Annotated in this window: 13 protein-coding genes, 4 tRNA genes, 3 rRNA genes and 6 pseudogenes; 15 read left to right on the top strand and 11 right to left on the bottom strand. The window is 36.2% G+C overall.

What is annotated here, in order from left to right; all coding sequences use genetic code 11:
- Positions 1–7: 7 nt before the first annotated feature.
- Both P5P90_RS05125 and P5P90_RS05120 read right to left on the bottom strand, forming a co-directional pair.
- Complete coding sequence (locus P5P90_RS05125; RefSeq protein ID WP_278036117.1) at positions 8–220, bottom strand: YgaP family membrane protein; 213 nt, start codon at positions 218–220, stop codon at positions 8–10.
- Between the two features lie 77 nt (positions 221–297).
- Positions 298–1716 carry an MBL fold metallo-hydrolase gene (locus P5P90_RS05120; RefSeq protein ID WP_278036116.1) on the bottom strand — a complete coding sequence of 473 codons (1419 nt, stop codon included), beginning with the start codon at positions 1714–1716 and terminating at the stop codon, positions 298–300.
- 189 nt (positions 1717–1905) lie between these two features.
- Here P5P90_RS05120 and P5P90_RS05115 point away from each other — a divergent pair.
- Positions 1906–3236 (top strand): annotated as a pseudogene (locus tag P5P90_RS05115) (cytochrome ubiquinol oxidase subunit I).
- Between the two features lie 3 nt (positions 3237–3239).
- On the top strand, positions 3240–4316 hold the full coding sequence (cydB, locus tag P5P90_RS05110) for a cytochrome d ubiquinol oxidase subunit II (protein WP_278036115.1): 1077 nt from the start codon (positions 3240–3242) through the stop codon (positions 4314–4316).
- Positions 4317–4418: 102 nt separating this feature from the next.
- On the opposite strand, the gene P5P90_RS05105 is transcribed toward cydB, so the two are convergent.
- Positions 4419–5204, bottom strand: coding sequence for a sulfite exporter TauE/SafE family protein (locus P5P90_RS05105; protein ID WP_278036114.1), 786 nt, complete (start codon positions 5202–5204; stop codon positions 4419–4421).
- A 69-nt stretch (positions 5205–5273) separates the two neighbouring features.
- Positions 5274–5909 (bottom strand): Crp/Fnr family transcriptional regulator, encoded by a 636-nt coding sequence (locus P5P90_RS05100; protein ID WP_278036113.1) that lies wholly within the window; start codon positions 5907–5909, stop codon positions 5274–5276.
- 317 nt (positions 5910–6226) lie between these two features.
- Between P5P90_RS05100 and P5P90_RS05095 the strand changes: the two genes are divergently transcribed.
- Both P5P90_RS05095 and P5P90_RS05090 read left to right on the top strand, forming a co-directional pair.
- Entirely contained in the window at positions 6227–6532 is a 306-nt protein-coding gene (locus tag P5P90_RS05095; RefSeq protein WP_278036112.1) for a rhodanese-like domain-containing protein, read from the top strand.
- A gap of 50 nt (positions 6533–6582) precedes the next feature.
- Positions 6583–8163: an NADP-dependent glyceraldehyde-3-phosphate dehydrogenase gene (locus P5P90_RS05090; RefSeq protein WP_278036111.1), complete on the top strand. Its 1581-nt coding sequence runs from the start codon at positions 6583–6585 to the stop codon at positions 8161–8163.
- Between the two features lie 86 nt (positions 8164–8249).
- On the opposite strand, the gene P5P90_RS05085 is transcribed toward P5P90_RS05090, so the two are convergent.
- The 3 genes and pseudogenes from P5P90_RS05085 to P5P90_RS05075 form a co-directional block, all read right to left on the bottom strand.
- Entirely contained in the window at positions 8250–8939 is a 690-nt protein-coding gene (locus tag P5P90_RS05085; protein WP_278036110.1) for an NUDIX hydrolase, read from the bottom strand.
- A gap of 147 nt (positions 8940–9086) precedes the next feature.
- Entirely contained in the window at positions 9087–9494 is a 408-nt protein-coding gene (locus P5P90_RS05080) for a sigma-70 family RNA polymerase sigma factor (protein WP_278036109.1), read from the bottom strand.
- Positions 9495–9536: 42 nt separating this feature from the next.
- Positions 9537–10711 (bottom strand): annotated as a pseudogene (locus tag P5P90_RS05075) (IS3 family transposase).
- 59 nt (positions 10712–10770) lie between these two features.
- On the opposite strand from P5P90_RS05075, the pseudogene P5P90_RS05070 reads away from it, so the two are divergent.
- From P5P90_RS05070 to P5P90_RS05035, 8 genes and pseudogenes are all read left to right on the top strand, one after another.
- Positions 10771–11628: pseudogene (locus P5P90_RS05070) on the top strand (aldose epimerase family protein); the annotation flags it as partial.
- A 976-nt stretch (positions 11629–12604) separates the two neighbouring features.
- Positions 12605–14118 (top strand): 16S ribosomal RNA (locus tag P5P90_RS05065).
- Between the two features lie 130 nt (positions 14119–14248).
- Positions 14249–14322 (top strand) — tRNA-Ile (locus P5P90_RS05060).
- Positions 14323–14423: 101 nt separating this feature from the next.
- Positions 14424–14500 (top strand) — tRNA-Ala (locus P5P90_RS05055).
- Between the two features lie 159 nt (positions 14501–14659).
- Positions 14660–17542, top strand: a 23S ribosomal RNA gene (locus P5P90_RS05050).
- Between the two features lie 147 nt (positions 17543–17689).
- A 5S ribosomal RNA gene (rrf, locus tag P5P90_RS05045) occupies positions 17690–17798 on the top strand.
- Together the 16S, 23S and 5S rRNA genes with 4 tRNA genes alongside form the textbook arrangement of a ribosomal RNA operon.
- 64 nt (positions 17799–17862) lie before the next feature.
- A tRNA-Phe gene (locus P5P90_RS05040) sits at positions 17863–17935 on the top strand.
- Between the two features lie 7 nt (positions 17936–17942).
- Positions 17943–18028, top strand: a tRNA-Leu gene (locus P5P90_RS05035).
- Between the two features lie 98 nt (positions 18029–18126).
- Here the strand turns inward: P5P90_RS05035 and P5P90_RS05030 are convergent.
- Complete coding sequence (locus P5P90_RS05030; RefSeq protein WP_278036108.1) at positions 18127–18603, bottom strand: DUF6265 family protein; 477 nt, start codon at positions 18601–18603, stop codon at positions 18127–18129.
- A gap of 314 nt (positions 18604–18917) precedes the next feature.
- Between P5P90_RS05030 and prfA the strand changes: the two genes are divergently transcribed.
- The 3 genes and pseudogenes from prfA to P5P90_RS05015 all read left to right on the top strand — a co-directional run.
- Positions 18918–19994 (top strand): peptide chain release factor 1, encoded by a 1077-nt coding sequence (prfA, locus tag P5P90_RS05025; RefSeq protein WP_278036107.1) that lies wholly within the window; start codon positions 18918–18920, stop codon positions 19992–19994.
- A gap of 133 nt (positions 19995–20127) precedes the next feature.
- Positions 20128–21402: pseudogene (locus P5P90_RS05020) on the top strand (DUF5723 family protein); the annotation flags it as partial.
- A 117-nt stretch (positions 21403–21519) separates the two neighbouring features.
- Positions 21520–22302: pseudogene (locus P5P90_RS05015) on the top strand (OmpA family protein); the annotation flags it as partial.
- A gap of 78 nt (positions 22303–22380) precedes the next feature.
- Here the strand turns inward: P5P90_RS05015 and P5P90_RS05010 are convergent.
- The 3 genes and pseudogenes from P5P90_RS05010 to P5P90_RS05000 form a co-directional block, all read right to left on the bottom strand.
- Positions 22381–23500, bottom strand: a pseudogene (locus P5P90_RS05010) (GTP cyclohydrolase).
- Between the two features lie 16 nt (positions 23501–23516).
- Complete coding sequence (locus P5P90_RS05005) at positions 23517–24092, bottom strand: transporter (RefSeq protein ID WP_278036106.1); 576 nt, start codon at positions 24090–24092, stop codon at positions 23517–23519.
- Positions 24046–24471: a transporter gene (locus P5P90_RS05000; protein WP_278036105.1), complete on the bottom strand. Its 426-nt coding sequence runs from the start codon at positions 24469–24471 to the stop codon at positions 24046–24048. The genes P5P90_RS05005 and P5P90_RS05000 overlap by 47 nt, the downstream gene beginning before the upstream one ends.
- Positions 24472–24551 lie beyond the last annotated feature (80 nt).

Genomic DNA, 24551 nt, shown 5'->3' with positions numbered 1-24551 from the left:
ATCAAATTTAAACGACTTTATTTTTCTTATTTGTATTAATTCCCCAAGGTGTATACAAAGGACAAAAATTAATAAAACTTGTAATCACTAATATAACCGCAAAGGCTATTAAAAATATACCAAAATTACCTGTTACTGTTTGTGTAAAATACAAACTAGCTAAAATTACTGCAACAGTAAGGCGAATAGTCTTATCTGTTTTACCTATATTCTTTTTCATGATTTCTATAATTTTAGGGTTAAAATGCAAAACCGATTACTATAAATTTACGGATTAATCCGTTTTAAATCAAGTATTTATGTGTTTAATGTTTTACTTTGGCAAACAAAATCTGTTTTTGGGATTGAAGTTTTAGCGATAGCATTAAAACCACCTTCAATTTCGGTGAAATTTCTAAAACCTCTTGCTTGCAAAATAGATGCAGCTATCATACTACGATAACCACCAGCACAATGTAAATAAAACGGTTCTTTCGGATTAATATCTTTAATCCAATCGTTGATGTAAGCCAAAGGTTTAGAATAGGCATCTTCAACGTGTTCGGCGGCATATTCGCTTTCTTTTCGTACATCAATGATGGTGTTTTCTCCTATATTTACTTCATTAGCAAATTCATCCGCTGTAATTCTGTGAACCGTATCAATTTCTTTGCCTGCTTTTTTCCAAGCTTCAAATCCTCCGTCAAGATGCCCAAGGATATTGTCAAAACCTACGCGGCTCAAACGCGTAACTGTTTCTTCTTCTTGATCAATTTCGGTTACTAGAATAATAGGTTGTCTTACATCAGCAATTAAAGCACCTACCCAAGGAGCAAAATCGCCTTCGATTCCAATATTGATTGACTGGGGTATAAAACCTTTCGCAAATACAGCATTTTTACGGGTATCTAAAATTAAAGCGCCACTTTCATCAGCAATCGCTTCAAAATCAGCTACAGGAATAGCAACCATTCCTTGATTGAGAACATTTTCAAAACTTTCATAACCTTGTTTGTTCATGGCAACATTCATCCCGAAATAGGCTGGAGGAGGCAATAAGCCGTCGGTTACTTCTTTAATGAATTCGGCCTCTGTCATATTAGCTCTTAAAGCATAATTCGTAGCTTTTTGATTGCCAATGGTAGAAACCGTTTCTTTGCTCATGTTTTTGCCACAAGCACTTCCTGCACCGTGAGCAGGATATACAATCACTTCATCAGGTAAAGTCATGATTTTATCTCTTAACGAATGGTATAAAGTGGCTGCTAATTGTTCCTGAGTCATATGTGCTGCCTTTTGAGCCAAGTCAGGACGACCAACATCACCAATAAACAATGTGTCTCCAGAGAAAATAGCATATTCTTTTCCTTTTTCATCAAGTAGTAAAAATGTAGCACTTTCCATTGTGTGTCCTGGAGTGTGTAACACTTTTATTTTGATTGTACCTATTTGAAATTCCTGACCATCAGTCGCGATTACCGCTTCAAATTCAGGTTGAGCAGTGGGGCCATAAACAATAGGAGCACCAGTTGCTTTACTTAAGTCTAAATGTCCAGAAACGAAATCGGCATGGAAATGCGTTTCAAAAATGTATTTTAGTTTTACATTATCACGTTCTAAACGATCTAAATAAGGTTGAACTTCACGTAAGGGGTCAATTATGGCCGCTTCGCCATTAGAAGTGATGTAATAGGCTCCTTGAGCAAGACATCCAGTGTATATTTGTTCTATTTTCATAGCAATTTTATTTTTAATTATACATACAAAGGTAAAGCTTCTGCTTAGTCCATCTGGTGACTAAAGTTACACAAAAGGGCTATTTTGCATTTTTTGTTATAAAAAGTTAAAATCCGAATTTTGAGTCTTTTTTTATGCAAATTTTGGGGCGTTTAGGTTAAATTTGTGGTATCAAAAAATGTCTTTCCTATGGAAGAAATGCTCTTTTATGATCGCATGCAATTTGCATTTACGATTACCTTTCACTACTTATTTCCACAGTTAACAATGGGACTTTCGTTAATTGTTGTTTATTTCAAATGGAAGTATCTAAAAACTAACGACCCACATTATAACAAAGCCACTCATTTTTGGATGAAAGTCTTCGCTCTAAATTTTGCAATGGGGGTTGTGACAGGAATTCCAATGGAATTTCAATTTGGAACAAATTGGGCTAAATTTTCAGAACTTACAGGAGGGATTATTGGACAAACCCTTGCTATGGAAGGTATGTTTTCTTTCTTTTTAGAATCGTCCTTCTTAGGGATGTTTTTATTTGGAGAAAAGATTCTCGGGCATCGATGGCATTTTGTAACCGGATTATTGATTTGTTTAGGATCATGGGCTAGTGGTTTTTTAATCATTGCAACGCATTCCTGGATGCAACACCCTGTGGGTTATGAAGTTCTAGAAAATGGAAAATTTGTACTCAATAACTTTGAAGCTTTGTTTACCAATGTTTGGCTATGGCCATCCTACTTGCACAATCAGGCAGCTTCGTTAGTGACCAGTTCATTTGTAGTGGCAGGTATTGGAGCATTTTACATTTTATGGAATAAGAATGTTTCCTATGGAAAATTGTTCTTGAAAACAGGAGTTGTCTTTGGATTGATTTCTAGTCTCATTGTAGCAATGCCTACAGGTGATTTATTGGCTAAAAATGTTGTGAAACATCAACCCGTAACATTTGCAGCCATGGAGGGAATTTTTCATACAGAAAAAAAGGAGCCGAGATTGTATTAATCGGGCAACCCGATGTAAAAGATAAAAAATTAGATAACAAGATTGCTGTTCCTAATGTGCTGAGTTTTTTGACTTATGGGAATTGGGATACAGAGGTAAAAGGCTTGGATCAATTTCCTGTAGATGTTCATCCCACCAATATTTCAGGATTGTATTATGCTTATCATATTATGGTAGGTTTAGGGACACTTTTTATTGGAGTGATGGTATTGGCAGCTTTTCAATTAAGCCAAAAAAAATTGTTTGAAACCAAATGGCTTTTGTGGGCATTTATGTTTCTAATGCCCTTTCCTTATATTGCGAATACCACAGGTTGGTATACAGCTGAGTTAGGAAGACAACCTTGGTTAGTATATGATTTGTTGCGTACTGCGGATGGTGCATCGCCAACAGTCTCCTCTGGGAATACTTTATTTACCTTAATGGGCTTTGTAGGTTTATATGCTTTGTTAGGAATGTTATTTGCAATTTTAGTTGGAAAAATTATTTATCACGGTCCAGAACCAGTAAAAAAATAAACGATGGAATTCTTTTGGTATATTGTATTGATAGGCATTTTAGCAACCTATTTAGTATTAGATGGCTACGATTTTGGAGCTGGGATTATTCATTTGTTTTTTGCTAAAACTGAAAAAGATAAAAAAGCAATTACCAATGCTATTGGTCCTTTTTGGGATGCCAATGAAGTTTGGTTGATTGCAGGCGGAGGGGTTTTGTTTTATGCCTTTCCAACATTATATGCTGCTTCTTTTAGCGGGTTTTATTTGCCTTTGATGATGATTTTATGGCTGTTAATTTTTAGAGCCGTAGGATTAGAATTGCGTGGGCAAATTCACAATGCAATGTGGGAAGCAGTTTGGGATAAAGCTTTTGGGATAGCCAGTTTGTTATTGGCTTTGTTTTTTGGGATGGCGTTGGGAAATGTTGTTCGTGGGGTAAATCTAGGAATGGTTGTAAATGGTGTTTCTACGCAGGAACCTCATTTTTTCTTTTTGCCTTTGTGGAATCCTAGTTTTAGTCCTGAAGCGGCCGAACTTGGAATTATAGATTGGTTTACACTCTTTCTGGGCGTTGTAAGTGTGGTGTCATTAATGATTCATGGGGCCAATTGGATTATCTATAAAACCAATTCTTCTTTAAATGAACAATTAAGACAATTGGTTTACAAATTGAATTTTGTACTACTAGTTTTGGTAGTTGTGTCAATATCTGTTTGGCATATTATTGAGAAAGAACCTTTCCATAATTTTATCAATAATCCATTGCTTTTTATTTTTCCAATAATCACATTTGTGGGTTTGTTTGGACTTTTTAAAGTGAGAACATTCAAAAAAGACGGAACAGGATTCCTGTTTTCGAGTCTTTTCCTTGTTGGAGGATTTACTTCTACAACGGCTTCTATTTTTCCCGAAGTTTTGCCTTCGACTAATAAAGTGAATCCATCGTTAACTATTTATAATGTTGCCAATGGTGATTATGCTTTATCAGTAGGTGTGTATTGGTTTGCAGTTGCTATATTGTTAGTTATTGGCTATTTTTTTATTCAGTATAAAGTATTTAGTGGAAAAATGGATGATGTAGGATATGGAGAACATTAGCATTAAATGTAAAAGTAAAAGAGCCAATTTTAACCGTAGTTAGATTGGCTCTTTTGGGAAATATTAGGGTTTGTTGTTTACTTTTATATAAATCCTTTACGATTATAGAATGATTTCTTTGAGTATAATATAAATTCCCATTACTAATACAAACCAACCAAAAATCGGTTTTAGTTTTGTGCCGTCAATTCTTTTAGATAGTAAAATTCCAACGAACATTCCAATAAAAGCCATGGCGGTTATTGAAAACAAAAAACGATAGTCTATTGGGGTATTGATGTATAAGTCACCTACAAAACCTATTGCAGAGTTGATAAAGATAATGAGCAGCGAAGTTCCAACTGCTTGTTTCATGGGCAAATTAGCAAAGAATAACAATGCAGGAATAATTAAAAAACCACCTCCAGCTCCTAAGAAACCGGTTACAATGCCTACTAGAAAGCCTATAAAGGCAAGTTGAGGATAATTTGTTTTATTTGGACGATCTTCATTTTTAGTTTTCTTAATCATCGAAATGGAAGCGCTAATCATGAGTATGGCAAACACAATCATGATTAATAAGTTTTTAGACACAGCATAAGATGCGATGGTAAATAGCGTATTGGCAATTTTAGGAAAAATTACTTCTCTGATTATCAATATGGAAAACACAGAAGGAATCGCAAAGTATAGCGCCGTTTTTAATTTTAGATTACCAAGTTTGTAGTGACTGAATCCTCCGTATAATGCGGTAGTACCTACAATGAATAGGGAATAACTGGTGGCTAATTCAGGGTCGACTTTAAATAAGTAAACTAAAATAGGAATCGTGAGTATTGAACCTCCTCCGCCAATTAATCCTAATGAAAGTCCAATTATGATTGAAGCAATATATCCGAAATATTCCATCTTGTAATTTTTTACAAAGGTTGGATGTATTTCGGTTGATTACAGTAACATTTGTCACACGAAGCTTTTTTATATAAAAAGTTCAATTTGGTTTCGATGTAATCGCAATAAACCGCGTTGTTCCATTTTTTTTAAAAGGCGGGAAACTACCTCTCTGGAAGTGTTTAATTCGATAGCAATTTCTTGGTGTGAAAGATTGATTTCTTTGCAACCGCACGCTTTTGCATGTCGCTTTAAATAAAATTCTAATCGTTCGTCCATTGCTCTAAAAGCGATGTTATCAATTACTTCTAGTACTTCTTCAAATCGGGTTCTATAGGTGTAAATTACAAATTCATACCAAGAGCGATGATTCATCATCCATTTATCCATTAAGGATAGGGGAAAAGTAACGGCCTCAACATCTTCAACAACCTTTGCTGTAATTTGACTCGTTTGGTTTTTTGTTGAACAAATTAAAGAGATGGCACAAGCTTGTCCGGGTTGTAAATAATACATTAAAAACTCTTCGCCATCATCTCCTTCTCGATAGATTTTTAATTGTCCTTTAAGGATTAGCATGGTACTTTTGATGTATTGGCCTGTTCGCATGATAACATCACCCGCTTTGAAGTATTGTAAAGAGGAGTTGGCTTCAATTTCCTGTATTAATTCATTCGAAAAATTGGGAAATGCGTTTTTAATATTTGGTGTTTCTGTTGCCATGTGTATTGTGTTTGTAGAAGCTAAATCTTGTCGATATTTCGTTATTTTTCTAAAAAAGCTAAGACTTTTGTAAAAGTAGTTAAAATTTGATGGTAGTTATTCAATGTTTTCTGTGTGTTAGGAAAAAGTTAAATTGAGAATATTCTATTCAAAATGATAATATCGAGTTAGTTTTTAATAAAATTATAGGGTATTCTTAGTTTTGTTGGTATAAGTTCTTCACTAAAACGTTTTCTTTAAAATATTTGCTATTTCAAATTTCAAAGGCTAATTTATAGCAAAAACATCGTAATTTTACAAAAAAACAGAACAGTATTATGAATTTAACACAAGAAGATTGGATTGCTCAACTCGAGGAAGATGGGAATGCAGTAATATTAGACGTAAGAACAGAAGCTGAATGCGATGAAGGAATTATTCCTAATGCCATTAATATTGATATTCATCAAGGGCAAGGATTTATTTCTGAAATTGAAAAATTAGATAAGAGTAAAAATTATTATATCTATTGTCGTTCAGGTGCTAGAAGTGCAAAAGCTTGCGAAATAATGAATGAATTAGGATTTGATAATACCTACAATTTATTAGGCGGTATGCTTGAATGGGAAGGTGAAGTAATCTAAAAAAACACATAAATAAGTTAACGAACTAACAACAACAAAACAAAATTTAGATGAATTCAATCCCGGAAGAATTTAAGATAAAAACATTATTACATCAAGATACCTATTTAGTAAACGGCGAATTGAAAAAATGGACCGGAAAAACTACAGAGGTTTATTCTACGATATCTTCAACAGAAGAATATGCACCTACTTTATTAGGGACAATTCCTTTTATGGGTGAAGCAGAAGCACAAGAAGTGGTGGAATCTGCGAGCAATGCTTTTAATAAAGGGCAAGGATTATGGCCTACAATGAAAGTGGCTGATCGCATTAAATGTATGGAAAATTTCGTGTCAAAAATGAAAACGACTCGTGAAGAAGTAGTTAAGTTGTTGATGTGGGAAATTGGGAAATCATTAGGTGATTCTCAAAAAGAATTCGATAGAACAGTTGATTATATCTACGATACGATTGAACATTACAAACAATTAGACCGAAGCAATGCGCATTTTACCAAAAGTCAAGGTGTAAATGCAATGATTCGTAGAGGTCCAATAGGAGTTGTATTGTGTTTAGGTCCTTACAATTATCCGTTAAATGAAACTTTTTCATTATTGATTCCGGCTTTAATTATGGGGAATCCAGTAATATTTAAGCCAGCTAAAAACGGAGTTTTATTAATTTCTCCTTTATTAGAAGCTTTTCAAACTAGTTTCCCAAAAGGAGCAATAAACATTGTTTACGGTAGAGGTAGGGAAATTGCCTCTCCAATTATGAAATCAGGAAAAATTGATATTCTGGCATTAATTGGAAATAGTAAATCCGCCATTGCTTTACAAGATCAACACCCTAATAAAAACAGATTGCGTTTGGTATTAGGATTAGAAGCTAAAAATCCAGCGATTATTTTACCAGATGCCGATTTAGATTTAACTATATCTGAATGTATTACGGGAACATTGTCTTTCAACGGTCAGCGTTGTACAGCTTTAAAAGTTTTATACGTTCATGAATCAATAGCTGAAGAATTTAATAAAAGATTTTCTAAGGCTGTTGATGAGTTGGTTTATGGAAATCCTTGGGACAAATCAGTTTCATTAACCCCACTACCAGAGGTAGAAAAACCAGGATATATACAAGGCTTAATCGATGATGCAACTAGCAAAGGTGCTACGATTATTAATGCCAAAGGTGGACAAGTATCTGAAAATTATATTTTTCCTGCTGTTTTGTTCCCTGTGAATAAAGAAATGAGAGTGTATCACGAAGAACAATTTGGGCCAGTGGTTCCAATTATGACTTTTAAGGATATTCAAGAACCATTAAACGATATGGCTGAATCAAATTATGGTCAGCAAGTGAGTTTATTTGGAAAAGACAGTAAAACATTAGCTCCACTTATTGATGTGCTAGTGAATTTAGTGTGTAGAGTTAACTTAAATAGTTCTTGCCAACGTGGACCAGACGTGTACCCATTTACAGGTCGCAAGGATTCTGCGGTAGGTACCCTTAGTGTTTTTGACGCTTTACGTTCATTTTCTATTAGAACCTTTGTGGCTTCTAAAGATAATGCTTACAATAACGAAATATTACAAGAATTGTTAAATAATAAAGAATCTAATTTTATTAATACTGATTATATCTTGTAGTAGTTAACTAAAAACAAAAACAAAAACGAAAAAACCGTCCTGATAGCTATTGGGACGGTTTTTATTATTTTAGAAAAAAAGATCTTTTATAAGTTTAATGCAAAGTTATTAAGTGATTTTGCATCGTATTTTTCTTTATCAAATTTATAAAGATAAGAGCCTTTTCTGGACGATAACATATCTTTTTCGTTGAGTTTCACTAATATGTCAAGTGAATTAATCTTACTAATAAAATTTCTTTTGTCCAGTTCTTTGTCTAAGATGGCTTCGTATAATTCTAGCAATTGACGCATAGTGAATTTTTCTGGTAAGAGTTCAAAACTTACTGGTTTAGTGGAAGTTCTATAACGTAGTCTACGCATGGCATGCGCAACCATTTCGTTATGGTCAAAAATTAATTTTGGCATATGGGAAATATTGAACCATTCAGCGTGATAATTTTTGATTAATTCTGTATTATGATTTTCAATATTAATTAGGGCATAGTAAGCAACAGAAATGGTTCTTTCTACAGGGTCACGATCTACTTCACTATAAGAATATAACTGCTCCATGTATATGTTTTGTAAACCTGTATAATGATTTAAAACACGGGTAGCAGCGTCATTTAGGGATTCTTCTTTTTTTAGGAAACCACCCATCAAAGACAATTTGCCTTTTTCGGGTTCAAAATCTCTTTTGATGAGAAGAATCTTAAGTCCTTCATTATCAAATCCAAAAATGATACAATCTACTGAAAGTAGCACTTTGTCTTCAGAACTATAACTGTTTAGCATCTTGTTAGATTATTTTGGTGTAAATATAAACACTTATTAAAAAGTATCATAATTAATTAGTGTTTTGAAAACATTTTTGTTTTTGAACAATTTAAGTGTAGAATTTTTATTGATTAGTTTGGTTTTGTAAAAATTCAATAATATGAATTATCTAAAGGCTAAGAATAGATAAATATCGGTTTTATCACCAATTGAATTACGTAAAATTGTGAAGGCCTTTGTTATATGGGCTTCAACTGATTTTATGGAAACATTTTTGTATTCAGCAATTTCAATATTAGTAAGTCCCTCTTCTTTACTGAGCAAGAATATCTCACGGCATTTAGGTGGCAAATTTTGAATCTCCCGCTTAACTAATTTGATGATTCTTTCTAACGAATGTTCGTCATCCGTTTCTACAATAGTATTCAATGCATCAATATATTTTTTTTCTAGTGGATAAAATGATTTTTGTGTGCGATAATGATCTATGAATTCATTGTAAACAGATTTATACAACAAATTTGTTAGTACAAAATCATCTTTAAGATTTTCTCTTTTATTCCAAATACGCATAAAAACATTCTGTGGATATGCAAACAAAAACGGCACATTAAGTTAAGCTACATTTTTGTAATTAATTTGATTGTTAAATTCTTCAATAGTTGCATAATTCAAAGTGGAATGTCTCCTTTTTCTGTTGTACCAAATTTCAATATATTCAAAGATTTCCAGTTTCATCTGTTCTTTAGAAATCAGTTTGTTCCCCTAAATTAATTCCGTTTTCAAAGATTTGAAGAAGCTTTCCGCCACAGCATTATCCCAGCAATTTCCTTTACGACTCATACTGCGGGTTATTTTTTTATAGGAATCAAGAACATTTACAAACTTTTTACTGGCATATTGAACACCTCTGTCAGAATGAAAAATCAAACCTTGATCAATATCTCGGTTTTTAACCGCCATTTTCCAAGCTCCAAGCGTAGTTTCTTCTGTATTCATTCCGTCACTCAAACTCCAACCGATAATTTTTCTGTCGTATAAATCCATAATAGTGGTCAGGTATACAAAACCCTCTTTAGTTTGGATATATGTAATATCCGAAACCCAAACTTTTGAAGGCATTTTTACAATAAACTCTCTGTTTAATACATTTTCGACAACTAAATAATTATGATTTGAGTTGGTTGTAACTTTGAACTTCTTGCTTAATTTGCTTCGTAAGCCAAGTTCTTTTATATATTTTGCAACTGTAATTCGTGAAACTTTATAACCTAAATACTGCAGTTCCAATGCTATTCTAGGACTTCCATATCTTTGTTTGGCTCCAAAATAAATCAATGTTATCTGTTCTTTTATGGCAATTTTTAGTTGTTGTCTTGCTGTGACTGCTTGTTTTTTCCATCGGTAATAACTTCCGCTGCTCACTTTTAGAACTTTGCACATTTTTTCGATCGGGAATAGTTGTTCATTGCTTTTTATGAAACTATAAATCATCGACCGCTCTTGGAAAAAATGCCGATTGCTTTTTTTAATATATCACGTTCTAACTCGGCATCTTTGAGTTTTTTCTTTAGTTCGTGAATTTTTTCTTGCTCGGGAGTGAGTTTTAAATTTCCTTTCCCAGGAAAACTTCCTTCTCCAAATTCCTCGAACTCTTTACGCCATTTATACAACTGTGGTGCTGTGATTCCCAACTCTCTGGCGAGTTCTGATACATTTGTTCTCTCATAACTCAATTGAACGGCTTTTTCTTTAAAAGCTTTGTCATAAATTTTGAGGACTTGTTTCATAGGTTAAAATTAAGATTATTTCTTAACTTTATGTGATGGCTAAGTTAGCACGTCCAGATAATCCTTATTTCGGGGCTTTAATTGGTAGATATGGTAATCGTATTGGTAAAGCTAAATTTACTTTGGATGGAAAAGAGTATAAATTAGCGGCTAATGACGGGCCAAATAGTTTGCATGGTGGACCATTAGGGTTTCATAAAGTGATTTGGACTGCTGTTGAAGCAAAAGGAGGAACTTATGGAGTTTTGAAATTAAAATACCTTTCAAAAGATATGGAAGAAGGTTTTCCTGGAAACTTAACGGTTTTTGTTACCTATACTTTAAAAGCAGATAATACTTTGGAAGTAGATTACGAAGCTACTACAGATAAAAAAACAGTATTGAACTTAACGCAACATTCTTATTTCAACCTTTCAGGCGATTTTACAAAAACTATTTTGGATAATGTAATCACTATTGATGCTGATAAATTGGTTCCAGTTTATGAAACATTGATTCCAACAGGAAAATTAGACGATGTAGCTAATACGCCATTTGACTTTAGAAAACCAAAAGCGATTGGTAAAGAAATAGGAGTTGCTAATGAGCAATTAAAAAGAGGTAAAGGTTATGACCACTGCTGGGTGTTGAACAATCAAGACAAAGGTTTCCGTTTTGCAGCTTCAGTTTACGAACCAACAAGCGGTAGAGTTATGGAGGTTTACACAGACGAACCTGGAATCCAGTTGTACACAGGTAATTTCTTAGATGGTACTTTGCCTACAAGAGATGGTAAAACGTATGCACACAGAACAGGTCTTTGTTTAGAAACGCAACATTATCCAGATTCTCCAAACCAAAAAGATTTCCCAACGACGGTTTTAAATCCTGGGGAAACATATAAAACAAAAACGGCTTTCAAATTTTCTACTAAATAATAAAGAGTAGTTTTTTTATCATTACAACCCGTCTCAATTCGTTGTGGCGGGTTTTTTATTTGTTTTTTCAGGAGCTCTTTCCTGCTATCCGCTTCAATCTTGCTTGCCAAACACTGGCAAGCAAGGATTTTCACTGCTACATGCCTTGCCGGCAGGCAGGTCAGGGCTAGGGTGATTGCTAGAAATAATATCTCTACTATATATATAATGTAAAATCCTTAGTAAACTTCGTGCTTCCTTTGTGCTCTTTGCGGTAAATTTCACTTTTATGTCATTATATATTGAGTAAAAACCTTAGTGTTCTTAGTGCTTCCTTTGTGTTCTTTGCGGTTAAAAAGCCTTTTTTACTATATTTAATAGTACAAAAACCTTAGTGTTCTTAGTGCTTCCTTTGTGTCCTTTGCGGTTAAAATAATGTCTAAAACTCCAAATTCCTACAAAACCGAAAATTTCTTAAAAATTAAACTTCATGTTATCAGTTGATTAAAAAATAAACCCAAAATAGTTTTGAAAAGTACTTGTTTAATCGAATAAAGGTTCTACTTTTGCACCCGCAACAGCGAAAACGTTCTATTAAATACTGGCAGGCTAAGAAGAATGATTCGGACGAAAGTTTGAAAAAAAAGTTTGAAAAAAGCTTGTGAGATTTGAAAAAGCGATTTACATTTGCACCCCGCAAAACACGCAAAGTTATTTGAGATATTGACAAGAGAAAAGGAGTTAAGTTTCGGTAAATAAATCGAAAAAAAAACTTTAAATTTTACTTGTGAGTAAAGAAATAAGTTGTAGTTTTGCAGCCGCTTTGAGAGACAAGCGAAAAACAAAAAGACACGTTCCTAGACATATTGAATTGACAGCCGTCTCGTTTTAAAAACGGGACAAAAAAAATAAGAGTAATAGAATCGCGAGATTTGAATAAACCGATAGTAACTTGGAGTCAATATAAAACAAGAACTTTTATAAGTTCAAACAATATACGATGAAGAGTTTGATCCTGGCTCAGGATGAACGCTAGCGGCAGGCTTAACACATGCAAGTCGAGGGGTATGCCGATTTATCGGCAGAGACCGGCGCACGGGTGCGTAACGCGTATGCAATCTACCTTTCACAGAGGGATAGCCCAGAGAAATTTGGATTAATACCTCATAGTATAGCAGTTTCGCATGAAACCACTATTAAAGTTCCAACGGTGAAAGATGAGCATGCGTCCCATTAGCTAGATGGTAAGGTAACGGCTTACCATGGCTACGATGGGTAGGGGTCCTGAGAGGGAGATCCCCCACACTGGTACTGAGACACGGACCAGACTCCTACGGGAGGCAGCAGTGAGGAATATTGGTCAATGGACGCAAGTCTGAACCAGCCATGCCGCGTGCAGGATGACGGTCCTATGGATTGTAAACTGCTTTTGTACGAGAAGAAACAACATTACGTGTAATGTCTTGACGGTATCGTAAGAATAAGGATCGGCTAACTCCGTGCCAGCAGCCGCGGTAATACGGAGGATCCAAGCGTTATCCGGAATCATTGGGTTTAAAGGGTCCGTAGGCGGTTTAGTAAGTCAGTGGTGAAAGCCCATCGCTCAACGGTGGAACGGCCATTGATACTGCTAGACTTGAATTATTAGGAAGTAACTAGAATATGTAGTGTAGCGGTGAAATGCTTAGAGATTACATGGAATACCAATTGCGAAGGCAGGTTACTACTAATTGATTGACGCTGATGGACGAAAGCGTGGGGAGCGAACAGGATTAGATACCCTGGTAGTCCACGCCGTAAACGATGGATACTAGCTGTTGGGGGCAACTTCAGTGGCTAAGCGAAAGTGATAAGTATCCCACCTGGGGAGTACGGGCGCAAGCCTGAAACTCAAAGGAATTGACGGGGGCCCGCACAAGCGGTGGAGCATGTGGTTTAATTCGATGATACGCGAGGAACCTTACCAAGGCTTAAATGTAGATTGACCGTTTTGGAAACAGAACTTTCGCAAGACAATTTACAAGGTGCTGCATGGTTGTCGTCAGCTCGTGCCGTGAGGTGTCAGGTTAAGTCCTATAACGAGCGCAACCCCTGTTGTTAGTTGCCAGCGAGTCATGTCGGGAACTCTAACGAGACTGCCAGTGCAAACTGTGAGGAAGGTGGGGATGACGTCAAATCATCACGGCCCTTACGCCTTGGGCTACACACGTGCTACAATGGCCGGTACAGAGAGCAGCCACTGGGCGACCAGGAGCGAATCTATAAAGCCGGTCACAGTTCGGATCGGAGTCTGCAACTCGACTCCGTGAAGCTGGAATCGCTAGTAATCGGATATCAGCCATGATCCGGTGAATACGTTCCCGGGCCTTGTACACACCGCCCGTCAAGCCATGGAAGCTGGGGGTGCCTGAAGTCGGTGACCGCAAGGAGCTGCCTAGGGTAAAACTGGTAACTAGGGCTAAGTCGTAACAAGGTAGCCGTACCGGAAGGTGCGGCTGGAACACCTCCTTTCTAGAGCCTTAGTTTTAGCCAAGTGCAGGCTAAGGATAAAGATGAAAAGGTACTAAAGGTCAAAAATTAAGATTGTATTACTCTTGCTGTTAATTTAAAAAAAAGAATAAAGAATTTAAGTAAAAAACAGAGTCTCGTAGCTCAGCTGGTTAGAGTACTACACTGATAATGTAGGGGTCGGCAGTTCGAGTCTGCCCGGGACTACTTTTTAAACTTAAATAGGAAATTTTAGAGGTTGAGTTACACTTAAAGTGAACCGTTTCAAAAAACTGTTAACTTATAACTGTTAACTGACAACTAGATACGGGGGATTAGCTCAGCTGGCTAGAGCGCCTGCCTTGCACGCAGGAGGTCAACGGTTCGACTCCGTTATTCTCCACCAAGAAGTACAAAGATAAGAGTACAAAGTATTAGGATAAGTCTTAATACTTAATACAAAAATCTTAATACTGATTAAAGTTCATTGACATATTGAGATAAAAATATTAAAAAAGTAGAAAGAACACGTAATTATGTTTATCATTAGGCATAATTATAAGTACAATAAGCAAAATAAGGGCGTATGGGGGATGCCTAGGCTCTCAGAGGCGAAGAAGGACGTGATAAGCTGCGAAAAGCTACGGGGATCTGCACACAAGACTTGATCCGTAGATATCCGAATGGGGCAACCCACTATGTTGAAGACATAGTACACCGATAGGTGGGCAAACCCGCTGAACTGAAACATCTAAGTAGGCGGAGGAGAAGAAAACAAAAGTGATTCCGTAAGTAGTGGCGAGCGAACGCGGATTAGCCCAAACCAATGTTGTTACGGCAATGTTGGGGTTGTAGGACCACGACATTTCTTGCATGAAGAATTAGAATTTACTGGAAAGTAGAGCCATAGAGAGTGATAGCCTCGTATAAGTAATGAATGTAAAGAATAGTGGTATCCTGAGTAGGGCGGGGCACGTGAAACCCTGTCTGAATTTGGCGGGACCATCCGCTAAGGCTAAATACTCCTGAGAGACCGATAGTGAACCAGTACTGTGAAGGAAAGGTGAAAAGAACCGTGAATAACGGAGTGAAATAGATCCTGAAACCATACGCTTACAAGCGGTCGGAGCTTCTTCGTGAAGTGACGGCGTGCCTTTTGCATAATGAGCCTACGAGTTAACGTTGCTGGCAAGGATAAGTACTTCAGGTATGGATCCGTAGCGAAAGCGAGTCTGAATAGGGCGCTTTAGTCAGTAGTGTTAGACGCGAAACCGTGTGATCTACCCATGGGCAGGTTGAAGCTGTGGTAACACACAGTGGAGGACCGAACCGGTTGACGTTGAAAAGTCTTCGGATGACCTGTGGGTAGGGGTGAAAGGCCAATCAAACTCGGAAATAGCTCGTACTCCCCGAAATGCATTTAGGTGCAGCGCTGAGCATAAAGTTATATAGAGGTAGAGCTACTGATTGGATGCGGGGGCTTCACCGCCTACCAATTCCTGACAAACTCCGAATGCTATATAATGTTTCTCAGCAGTGAGGGCTTGGGTGCTAAGGTCCAAGTCCGAGAGGGAAAGAACCCAGACCATCAGCTAAGGTCCCCAAATATATGCTAAGTTGAAAGAACGCGGTTTGTCTGCCCAGACAGCTAGGATGTTGGCTTGGAAGCAGCCATTCATTTAAAGAGTGCGTAACAGCTCACTAGTCGAGCGGACGAGCATGGATAATAATCGGGCATAAGCATATTACCGAAGCTATGGATTTTGTAGTAATACAAAGTGGTAGGGGAGCATTCTAACAGGGTTGAAGGTGTGTTGTAAAGCATGCTGGACTGGTTAGAAAAGAAAATGTAGGCATAAGTAACGATAATGCGGGCGAGAAACCCGCACACCGAAAGACTAAGGTTTCCACAGCTATGCTAATCAGCTGTGGGTTAGTCGGGACCTAAGGTGAACCCGAAGGGGATAGTCGATGGCCAACGGGTTAATATTCCCGTACTACTAAATACTGTGATGGGGTGACGGAGTGATGAAAGCGCCGCGAACTGACGGAATAGTTCGTTAAAGTACCTAGCTATAGGTCCTGTAGTTAAATGCGCAGGAACTGGTGAAATACGATAGTACACAGAGACTTCGGTTGAAGTGATAGTGCGCCTAAGGGCTTCCAAGAAAAACCTCTAAACTTCAGGTATTTAGTACCCGTACCGTAAACCGACACAGGTAGTTGGGATGAGAATTCTAAGGTGCTCGAGAGATTCATGGCTAAGGAATTAGGCAAAATAGACCCGTAACTTCGGGAGAAGGGTCGCCCTGAGTAATCAGGGCCGCAGTGAAGAGGTCCAGGCGACTGTTTATCAAAAACACAGGGCTCTGCAAAATCGTAAGATGAAGTATAGGGCCTGACACCTGCCCGGTGCTGGAAGGTTAAGAGGAGATGTTATCTTCGGAGAAGCATTGAATTGAAGCCCCAGTAAACGGCGGCCGTAACTATAACGGTCCTAAGGTAGCGAAATTCCTTGTCGGGTAAGTTCCGACCTGCACGAATGGTGTAACGATCTGGACACTGTCTCAGCCATGAGCTCGGTGAAATTGTAGTAACGGTGAAGATGCCGTTTACCCGCAGTGGGACGAAAAGACCCTGTGCACCTTTACTATAGCTTAGTATTGACCTTGGATAAATGATGTGTAGGATAGGTTGGAGACTGTGAAGTGGCGTCGCCAGGCGTTGTGGAGTCATTGTTGAAATACAACCCTTTGTTTATCTGAGGCCTAACCCCGCACTGCGGGGGACATTGCTTGGTGGGTAGTTTGACTGGGGTGGTCGCCTCCAAAAGAGTAACGGAGGCTTCTAAAGGTTCCCTCAGTACGCTTGGTAACCGTGCGAAGAGTGCAATGGCATAAGGGAGCTTGACTGAGAGACATACAGGTCGATCAGGTACGAAAGTAGAGCATAGTGATCCGGTGGTTCCGCATGGAAGGGCCATCGCTCAAAGGATAAAAGGTACGCCGGGGATAACAGGCTGATCTCCCCCAAGAGCTCATATCGACGGGGGGTTTGGCACCTCGATGTCGGCTCGTCACATCCTGGGGCTGGAGAAGGTCCCAAGGGTTGGGCTGTTCGCCCATTAAAGTGGCACGCGAGCTGGGTTCAGAACGTCGTGAGACAGTTCGGTCTCTATCTACTGTGGGCGTTAGAAATTTGAGTGGATCTGATTCTAGTACGAGAGGACCGAATTGGACAAACCTCTAGTGTATCTGTTGTCCCGCCAGGGGCACTGCAGAGTAGCTACGTTTGGAAGGGATAAGCGCTGAAAGCATATAAGCGCGAAACCCACCACAAGATGAGATTTCTTTTAAGGATCGTGGGAGATGACCACGTTGATAGGCTATAGATGTAAAGGCAGTAATGTCATAGTCAAGTAGTACTAATAATCCGTAAGCTTATGTACGCTTTTCCCCCGATGTAAATCGGGGAGGAAACTTTCTAAATGAATTAAAATTCTTTATCTCAGTATGTTAAAATATTGTTTAATTGATAATTAACAATTTATAATTGATAATTAATGATTAAAAGTTGCCCAAGCAACGAACAACCTTAAGGTGGTTATTGCGGCGGGGCTCACCTCTTCCCATTCCGAACAGAGAAGTTAAGCCCGCCTGCGCAGATGGTACTGCATTTTGTGGGAGAGTATGTCGTCGCCTTTCTTTGAAAACCCTATTCTTTGAATAGGGTTTTTTATTCAAACTTTTAGTTTTCATAAAAGTATGAGGTACCTTAGCTCAGATGGTAGAGCAATGGACTGAAAATCCATGTGTCCCTGGTTCGATCCCTGGAGGTACCACATTACTGCTCGGATGGTGAAATTGGTAGACACGCTGGACTTAAAATCCAGTGAACAGCAATGTTCGTGCGGGTTCAAGTCCCGCTCTGAGTACAAAACCTCAATTAGTTTTCTAATTGAGGTTTTTTTATGCTATTATATTCCGTTCTGAAATACCATATACAAAAACATAGTTAGTTTTTGTTAAGAACTTAGTTTTTTTTGTGAAGAATAAATTTTTCTGATGAAGCTTTACCAGATTGTACTCCTGAGATTTCTGCAATTATACCGTTGTTTGTTTTTTGATAACTGATTTTTTGAGGATAATCATGTTTTAAATTTTCAAATACAAGTCCCTTTTCTACTTCTTCTTTCATTTTAAAGCTAATAGGTTTTTCGTTATTTTGTCCTTTTATAGTTGTAGTGTAGGTAAGTGTCTCTTCTTTTTCTTGTAAAATTATTGATTCATAATGGATAGTGTCTTTATCTTTAATAAAAAGAGATAAAGCTTTGTATGTACTATCATTTACTTTTGTCCAATTTTCAGTAAGTGTGCCAGTATTTGATTTGTATTCCCAGCTTCCTAATAGCCAACTAGAATTTTTTATTAAAAGTTTTTCATTATCTGTCTTTTTTTGACAAGCTGATGTAATAAGGAATATAGAGACTATGGTGGGAATTTTTTTCATATTGGAGTTATTAATTATATGGTTAAACAAAATTAATAAAAATACAGCTTAGCTTTATTATTTTTAGTTTTTTCGTTTAAAAATGATTTTAGATAAGTTGTATTTTGAAGATTAGTAATAGTTTGAAAACTATTGCCTAGCCCTGATGGAAGCAGCATCTCCTTATTTAGAAAAACAAGGCTTTTTAGCCGTATTTTTTTTAATAAGGGATATAGCGGACAGCAGGAAAATGCTCCAGAAAAATCTGAATTAGTGAATCTAAATTGTACAATCTTTTTTGTATTTTTGCACTCCAATTATAAGGACATACAATTATGTTAGACAGACTTCAAATAGTAAAGCAGCGTTTTGATGAGATTTCGGATTTGATTATCCAACCAGATGTTATTGCCGATCAGAAACGTTATGTGCAGTTGAATAAAGAATATAAAGATCTTAAGGCTTTGGCTGAAAAAAGAGATGAATATGTTCTTTTGATGGCTAATATTGACGAAGCTAATGAAATTATTGCTGATGGCAGTGATGCAGATATGGTTGAAATGGCTAAAATGCAACTAGATGAAGCCAAAGAGCGATTGCCACTGCTTGAGGATGAAATCAAATTTATGTTGATTCCTAAAGATCCTGAAGATGCTAAAAATGTGATGGTTGAAATTCGTGCTGGTACTGGAGGTGATGAAGCGAGTATTTTTGCCGGCGATTTATTTAGAATGTATACTAAATATTGTGAGAGTAAAGGCTGGAGAACTTCGGTTGTAGATATGAATGAAGGAACTTCTGGAGGTTTCAAAGAGATTATTTTTGAAGTAACGGGAGAGGATGTTTATGGAACTTTGAAGTTTGAAGCTGGTGTTCACCGTGTGCAACGTGTTCCTCAAACAGAAACACAAGGAAGAGTTCATACATCTGCAGCAACCGTTATGGTCTTGCCAGAAGCAGAAGAGTTTGATGTGCAACTAGATATGAATGATGTTCGTATTGATTTCTTTTGTTCATCTGGACCTGGAGGACAATCGGTAAATACTACTAAGTCGGCAGTTCGTTTGACACATATTCCTACTGGATTAGTTGCTCAATGTCAGGACGAAAAGTCACAACATAAAAATAAAGATAAGGCGTTTACCGTGTTGCGTTCTCGTTTGTATGAAATGGAATTAGCAAAAAAACAAGAAGAAGATGCTAAAAAACGTAGTTCACAAGTAAGTTCGGGAGACCGTTCGGCTAAAATTAGAACCTATAATTATGCTCAAGGTCGTGTAACTGATCACAGGATAGGTTTGACTTTGTATGATTTAGGAAATATTATGAATGGTGATATTCAGAAGATAGTTGATGAGTTACAGCTAGTTAACAATACCGAAAAGTTAAAGGAAGCCAGTGAAGTTTTCTAAACGTTAATTTATTATTATTTGTTAAAAAAAGACTAATTTATTTAGTAAGATTTATTTGAAAAGCACTTAATTTGCATTTGTAAATTAGGTGTTTTTTTTGCTCTAAATTATTAATAAAAAATGAATTGAATTTATGAAAAAGAAAAGTTTTTATCTTTCATTATTGGCATTGGTTGGTTTTTCTAATTTAAATGCTCAGTCCTATCTTGGTTTTACCCATGATAATTATGCGGGTGTTCATGGTGCTTTGTTTAATCCTGCATCTATAGTTGATTCTCGTTTTAAAACAGATATTAATTTGTTTTCGTTGAGCGCTGCGGTAGGTAATGATATGTATGGGGTGAATGTCTTTGATGCTTTTAAAAGTGGTTATGATTTTGATTTAGAAGCTAAGAAAGATTTTAGTACAGCAAACAATGTTTATTTTAATACTGATGTTATGGGGCCTTCATTTATGCTTAATATTACCCCAAAACATTCGATAGCTTTATTTACAAGAGGTAGGTCTTTTTTAAATGTAATTGATGTAAATGGAAAAGTAATTAATGATTTAACCAAAGATAATTCTGCAAGTTTTCCTTCAGCTAATTTAGGAAGTCCAAATGCTGTTGGAAATTCATGGGGAGAATTAGGACTTACTTATGCAGCCGTATTGTTTCAAAGAGGACAACATTTTTTGAAAGGAGGTATTACTGCTAAATATTTACAAGGTGTTGCTAATTATCATTTTCAGGGAACTAATGTTACTGTAGCTTATAATGATACAGGTTCAGATGTTACAAGTACTTATACTACAACCGGTAATGCTATTTATGGTTCAAGTCAGGATTTTGCTACTAATTCGGATATTGAAATTGATTCTAATTCAAAAGGTTTTGGGGTTGATTTAGGTTTGGTTTACGAATGGAGACCGGAATATACAGCTGACAGAGCAGATATCAACGATTTAAAAGAATTAAATAAATACAAATTGCGTTTTGGTATTTCGGTAACTGATATTGGTACTATGAATTATGATAAAGGGGTTCGTAATATTTATGATTTAAATAGACCGTCTTTGTCACGTCCAACTCCAATTACCGTGGCTGATTTTGACAATGCAGACAATTTTGATGAGTTTATGAAAGATAATTTTAATCATACTCTTGTCAATGGAACATTGAAATCGTTTTTGCCAACAGCTTTACATACAGATTTAGATTGGAATATTCATCATAAATTTTATTTGAATGCTAATGCTGATATAAGTGTAGTGAATAAATCCAAATTGAATCAAAATAGTATTGCAAATCGTTTAAGTTTAACTCCTCGTTTTGAATCAAGATGGTTCAGTGCTTATGTTCCTATTTCGTATATGGATTATAGTAAACAAGCACTGGTTGGATTTGGATTAAGAACAGGAATCTTATTTGTTGGTTCGGGTTCTATAGTAACTAATGCTTTTTCGAAAAGTTCAAAAGCGGCAGATGTATATTTTGGAGTAAAAATTCCTGTTTATCAAAAAAAGGCTAAAGATAAAGATGGCGATGGAATTGTAGACAAGGAGGATGCTTGTCCAGAAGTGGCTGGTCCAGTTGAAAATAAAGGTTGTCCATGGGAAGATAAAGATTGAGACGGCGTATTAGATAAAGATGATAAATGTCCTACTATTGCTGGTCCTGCCGAAAATAAAGGTTGTCCATGGGAAGATAAAGATGGAGATGGTGTGTTAGATAAAGAAGATAAGTGCCCAACTGTTGCTGGACCTAAAGAAAATTCAGGTTGTCCTTGGGGAGATAAAGATAACGATGGTGTTTTAGATAACGCAGATAAATGTCCAACTGTTGCTGGTCCAAAAGAAAACGCTGGATGTCCTTGGGCTGATACTGATGCAGATGGAGTGTTAGACAAAGATGATAAATGTCCAAAAGTAAAAGGAACCGTTGCAAATAATGGTTGTCCTGAGGTTACCAAAGAAGTTATAAAGAAATTAAACGATTTCTCTAAATCAATTTTGTTTGATACTTCAAAGGCGACTATTAAACCAGAATCAAATGTTCAGTTAGATGAAATTGTAAAAGTTATGAACGAGTATTCTAATGCTAATTTTAAATTAGAAGGTCATACGGATAGTACTGGTATTGCTGCTAAAAATCTTCAGTTGTCTAAAGATAGAGCCGCTGCAGTTAAAAATTATTTAATCGCTAAAGGTATTAGTGCTGATCGACTTTCTTCTGAAGGATATGGTATCACTAAACCGATAGATTCAAATAAAACAGCTGAAGGAAGAGTTAAGAACCGTAGAGTTGAATTTATTCTAGTTAAATAAATAAAATCATATTTATATAAAAAATAGGCTATCATTTTCTGATAGCCTATTTTTTTCTCAAGTGATTTGAGGATATTTTTATAAGTCTTTTTTGTATGTTTTTCTTCGACAATGCACTTTTGGGTTAAAATGTTTCCAAATGTTATGAATTGCATGGTTGTCTATTAATTCTGGTGTTCTGAGAACAGTTTTCCACTCCTTTTTCTTTAAAAGTTTCGTAATATTCGTTAAAAATTACTGCTGTCACTGCTTTGTTTTGGTATTCAGGATGGATGCCAATTAAGTAAAAGATCATGTCTTTGCTTTGTTTTTTAGCTTTCAATAAATGGAATATACCAAAAGGAAATAGTTTGCCATTTGCTTTTTGTAAAGCTCTAGAAAAAGAAGGCATTACAATTCCAAAAGCGATTATATTTTTGTCCTTGTCTTCAATAAATTTAATGTATTCAGGATTAATAAAACTGATGTATTTCTTTTTGAAATATTCTTTTTGTACATCAGAAATTGCAACAAATGAAGATAATTTAGAATAGCTTTCATTGAAAAGATCAAACATTTTATCTACATAAGGCATTACTTCTTTTGTAGTTTTAAAGTTTAATGGCGTTAATTGATATCTTTTTTTAATCAGTTCGTTTGCTTTTTGAAAAAACTCTGGATTTACATTTGAGAAAGGGAATTTACTCTCAATATATTCTTTTTCTACAACATAACCTAGTTGTTCAAAATGAGTAGCATAATACGGATGATTGTACCATGTAATCATAGTTCCTAGTTGGTCGAAGCCTTCAGTAAGAACGCCTACTTTGTCAAGGTTTGAAAAACCCATAGGGCCTTCTACGTATTCCAGATTATGTTTTCTTCCTAATTTGTATACTTTTTCTAGTAAGGCTTTCGTTACCTCGATATCGTTGATGACGTCAAACCATCCAAAACGAACTTTTCTTTTTTGTTGGTCATTAACTTCTGCCCAATTTATGATTGCTGTTATGCGTCCTGCAATTTTTCCGTCTTTGTATGCAATGTAAAAATAAGCTTCGGCATTTTCAAAAGCGGGATTTTTAGTTTTGTCAAAAGAGGCTAATTCGTCAGCTATTATTGGTGGTACCCAAAATTCATTGTCTTTGTATAACGAAAAAGGGAATTTTATGTATTCGGTTAGTTCTTTTTTAGTTTTAGCTTCTTTTATTGTTATCATCTTTAATTTTTATCATTTATTGTATAGCGTCTCTTCGTTTTTGATCTTTTCGGGCTGCTTTTCTTACCGATCTCGGTTTTGATGGGCTGTCGTCTAAATCGACTTTGACTTCTTTGTATCCTGCATCGTATCGCCATGAAAATCCTACTCCTCCATAAAATACGGTTGGAGTATCTTTAATTAAATTATGGCTTATTGAAGCATCAATTTGCATGTTTTTGCCTAGTAAAAAGGCTGCGCCACCTCGAAAAATGGCATCGCTGTAAAAATCGCTTTTGTAACCTTGATTTTCAATAAATCCCGACCATTTTTTACTTATACCTTTTGTTAGCGTAATGATATAACCATAGCTAGGATAGTCTGTAGTGAGGTAATCAGCGATAATATTTGTAACAAAAACCCATGAACCATCACCAAGATGATTTTGGGTTATTAACATTACCTTTGGTGAAATCATAGCTTCAGGAGAAAATGCATACGGATTGTCTTTCATCGTAAAATTTGCTCCCGCATAAACAGATACAGCAGGAATTAATTGATGCCAGTCAAAGGAATGATTCGCTTTCCAGCTGTATACATTTATTTTTTTCATAATTTTTGAAAGGGTCATAAAGAAGATATTTAGCACCTAAAACCGTTTGTTTTAAATTGGATTTTGAGTATTGATCAAAAGCGGAAACAAAATCTTGTTTTTGATATTGAATATTTGCAATTACTTCGAGTTTTTCCATCAAAAACCCATAGCGTAAATCAAGATCTAGTCCATAACCATTGGCATCATAGCCTAATAAACGATGGTTTTCATTAATACCGTAAATACCTGTTTCTACTTGGATTACTGATTTACCGACTGCGTAAGCTGACATGGATTCACCAGGTCTGTTCGAATTGATTTCGTCGGTATGTTGTGCGAAGTTATAATTTGTAACTAGGCTAAAAGCTGTAACTAATAAAATTTTGAATTTAGGCATGGTGATTTGGATTTTATAAGTATTAAGCTTTCCAAAAGTACTATATTTTATTATTTATTTAAGAATGATAATCCATTTTT

The sequence above is a fragment of the Flavobacterium nitratireducens genome (genome assembly GCF_029625335.1).
GTDB lineage: Bacteria > Bacteroidota > Bacteroidia > Flavobacteriales > Flavobacteriaceae > Flavobacterium > Flavobacterium nitratireducens.
Note: the sequence above shows the minus strand (reverse complement) of the source record. Positions and strands in the feature narration are given on the sequence as shown.

Excerpts from the sequence above, each read along its gene's own strand:
- P5P90_RS05105 (WP_278036114.1), bottom strand. The coding sequence starts at position 5,204 with ATGGAATATTTCGGATATATTGCTTCAATCATAATTGGACTTTCATTA.
- P5P90_RS05000 (WP_278036105.1), bottom strand. The coding sequence starts at position 24,471 with ATGCCTAAATTCAAAATTTTATTAGTTACAGCTTTTAGCCTAGTTACA.
- P5P90_RS05080 (WP_278036109.1), bottom strand. The coding sequence starts at position 9,494 with ATGCGTATTTGGAATAAAAGAGAAAATCTTAAAGATGATTTTGTACTA.
- P5P90_RS05125 (WP_278036117.1), bottom strand. The coding sequence starts at position 220 with ATGAAAAAGAATATAGGTAAAACAGATAAGACTATTCGCCTTACTGTT.
- P5P90_RS05005 (WP_278036106.1), bottom strand. The coding sequence starts at position 24,092 with ATGAAAAAAATAAATGTATACAGCTGGAAAGCGAATCATTCCTTTGAC.
- P5P90_RS05090 (WP_278036111.1), top strand. The coding sequence starts at position 6,583 with ATGAATTCAATCCCGGAAGAATTTAAGATAAAAACATTATTACATCAA.
- P5P90_RS05085 (WP_278036110.1), bottom strand. The coding sequence starts at position 8,939 with ATGCTAAACAGTTATAGTTCTGAAGACAAAGTGCTACTTTCAGTAGAT.
- prfA (WP_278036107.1), top strand. The coding sequence starts at position 18,918 with ATGTTAGACAGACTTCAAATAGTAAAGCAGCGTTTTGATGAGATTTCG.
- P5P90_RS05120 (WP_278036116.1), bottom strand. The coding sequence starts at position 1,716 with ATGAAAATAGAACAAATATACACTGGATGTCTTGCTCAAGGAGCCTAT.
- cydB (WP_278036115.1), top strand. The coding sequence starts at position 3,240 with ATGGAATTCTTTTGGTATATTGTATTGATAGGCATTTTAGCAACCTAT.
- P5P90_RS05100 (WP_278036113.1), bottom strand. The coding sequence starts at position 5,909 with ATGGCAACAGAAACACCAAATATTAAAAACGCATTTCCCAATTTTTCG.
- P5P90_RS05030 (WP_278036108.1), bottom strand. The coding sequence starts at position 18,603 with ATGAAAAAAATTCCCACCATAGTCTCTATATTCCTTATTACATCAGCT.
- P5P90_RS05095 (WP_278036112.1), top strand. The coding sequence starts at position 6,227 with ATGAATTTAACACAAGAAGATTGGATTGCTCAACTCGAGGAAGATGGG.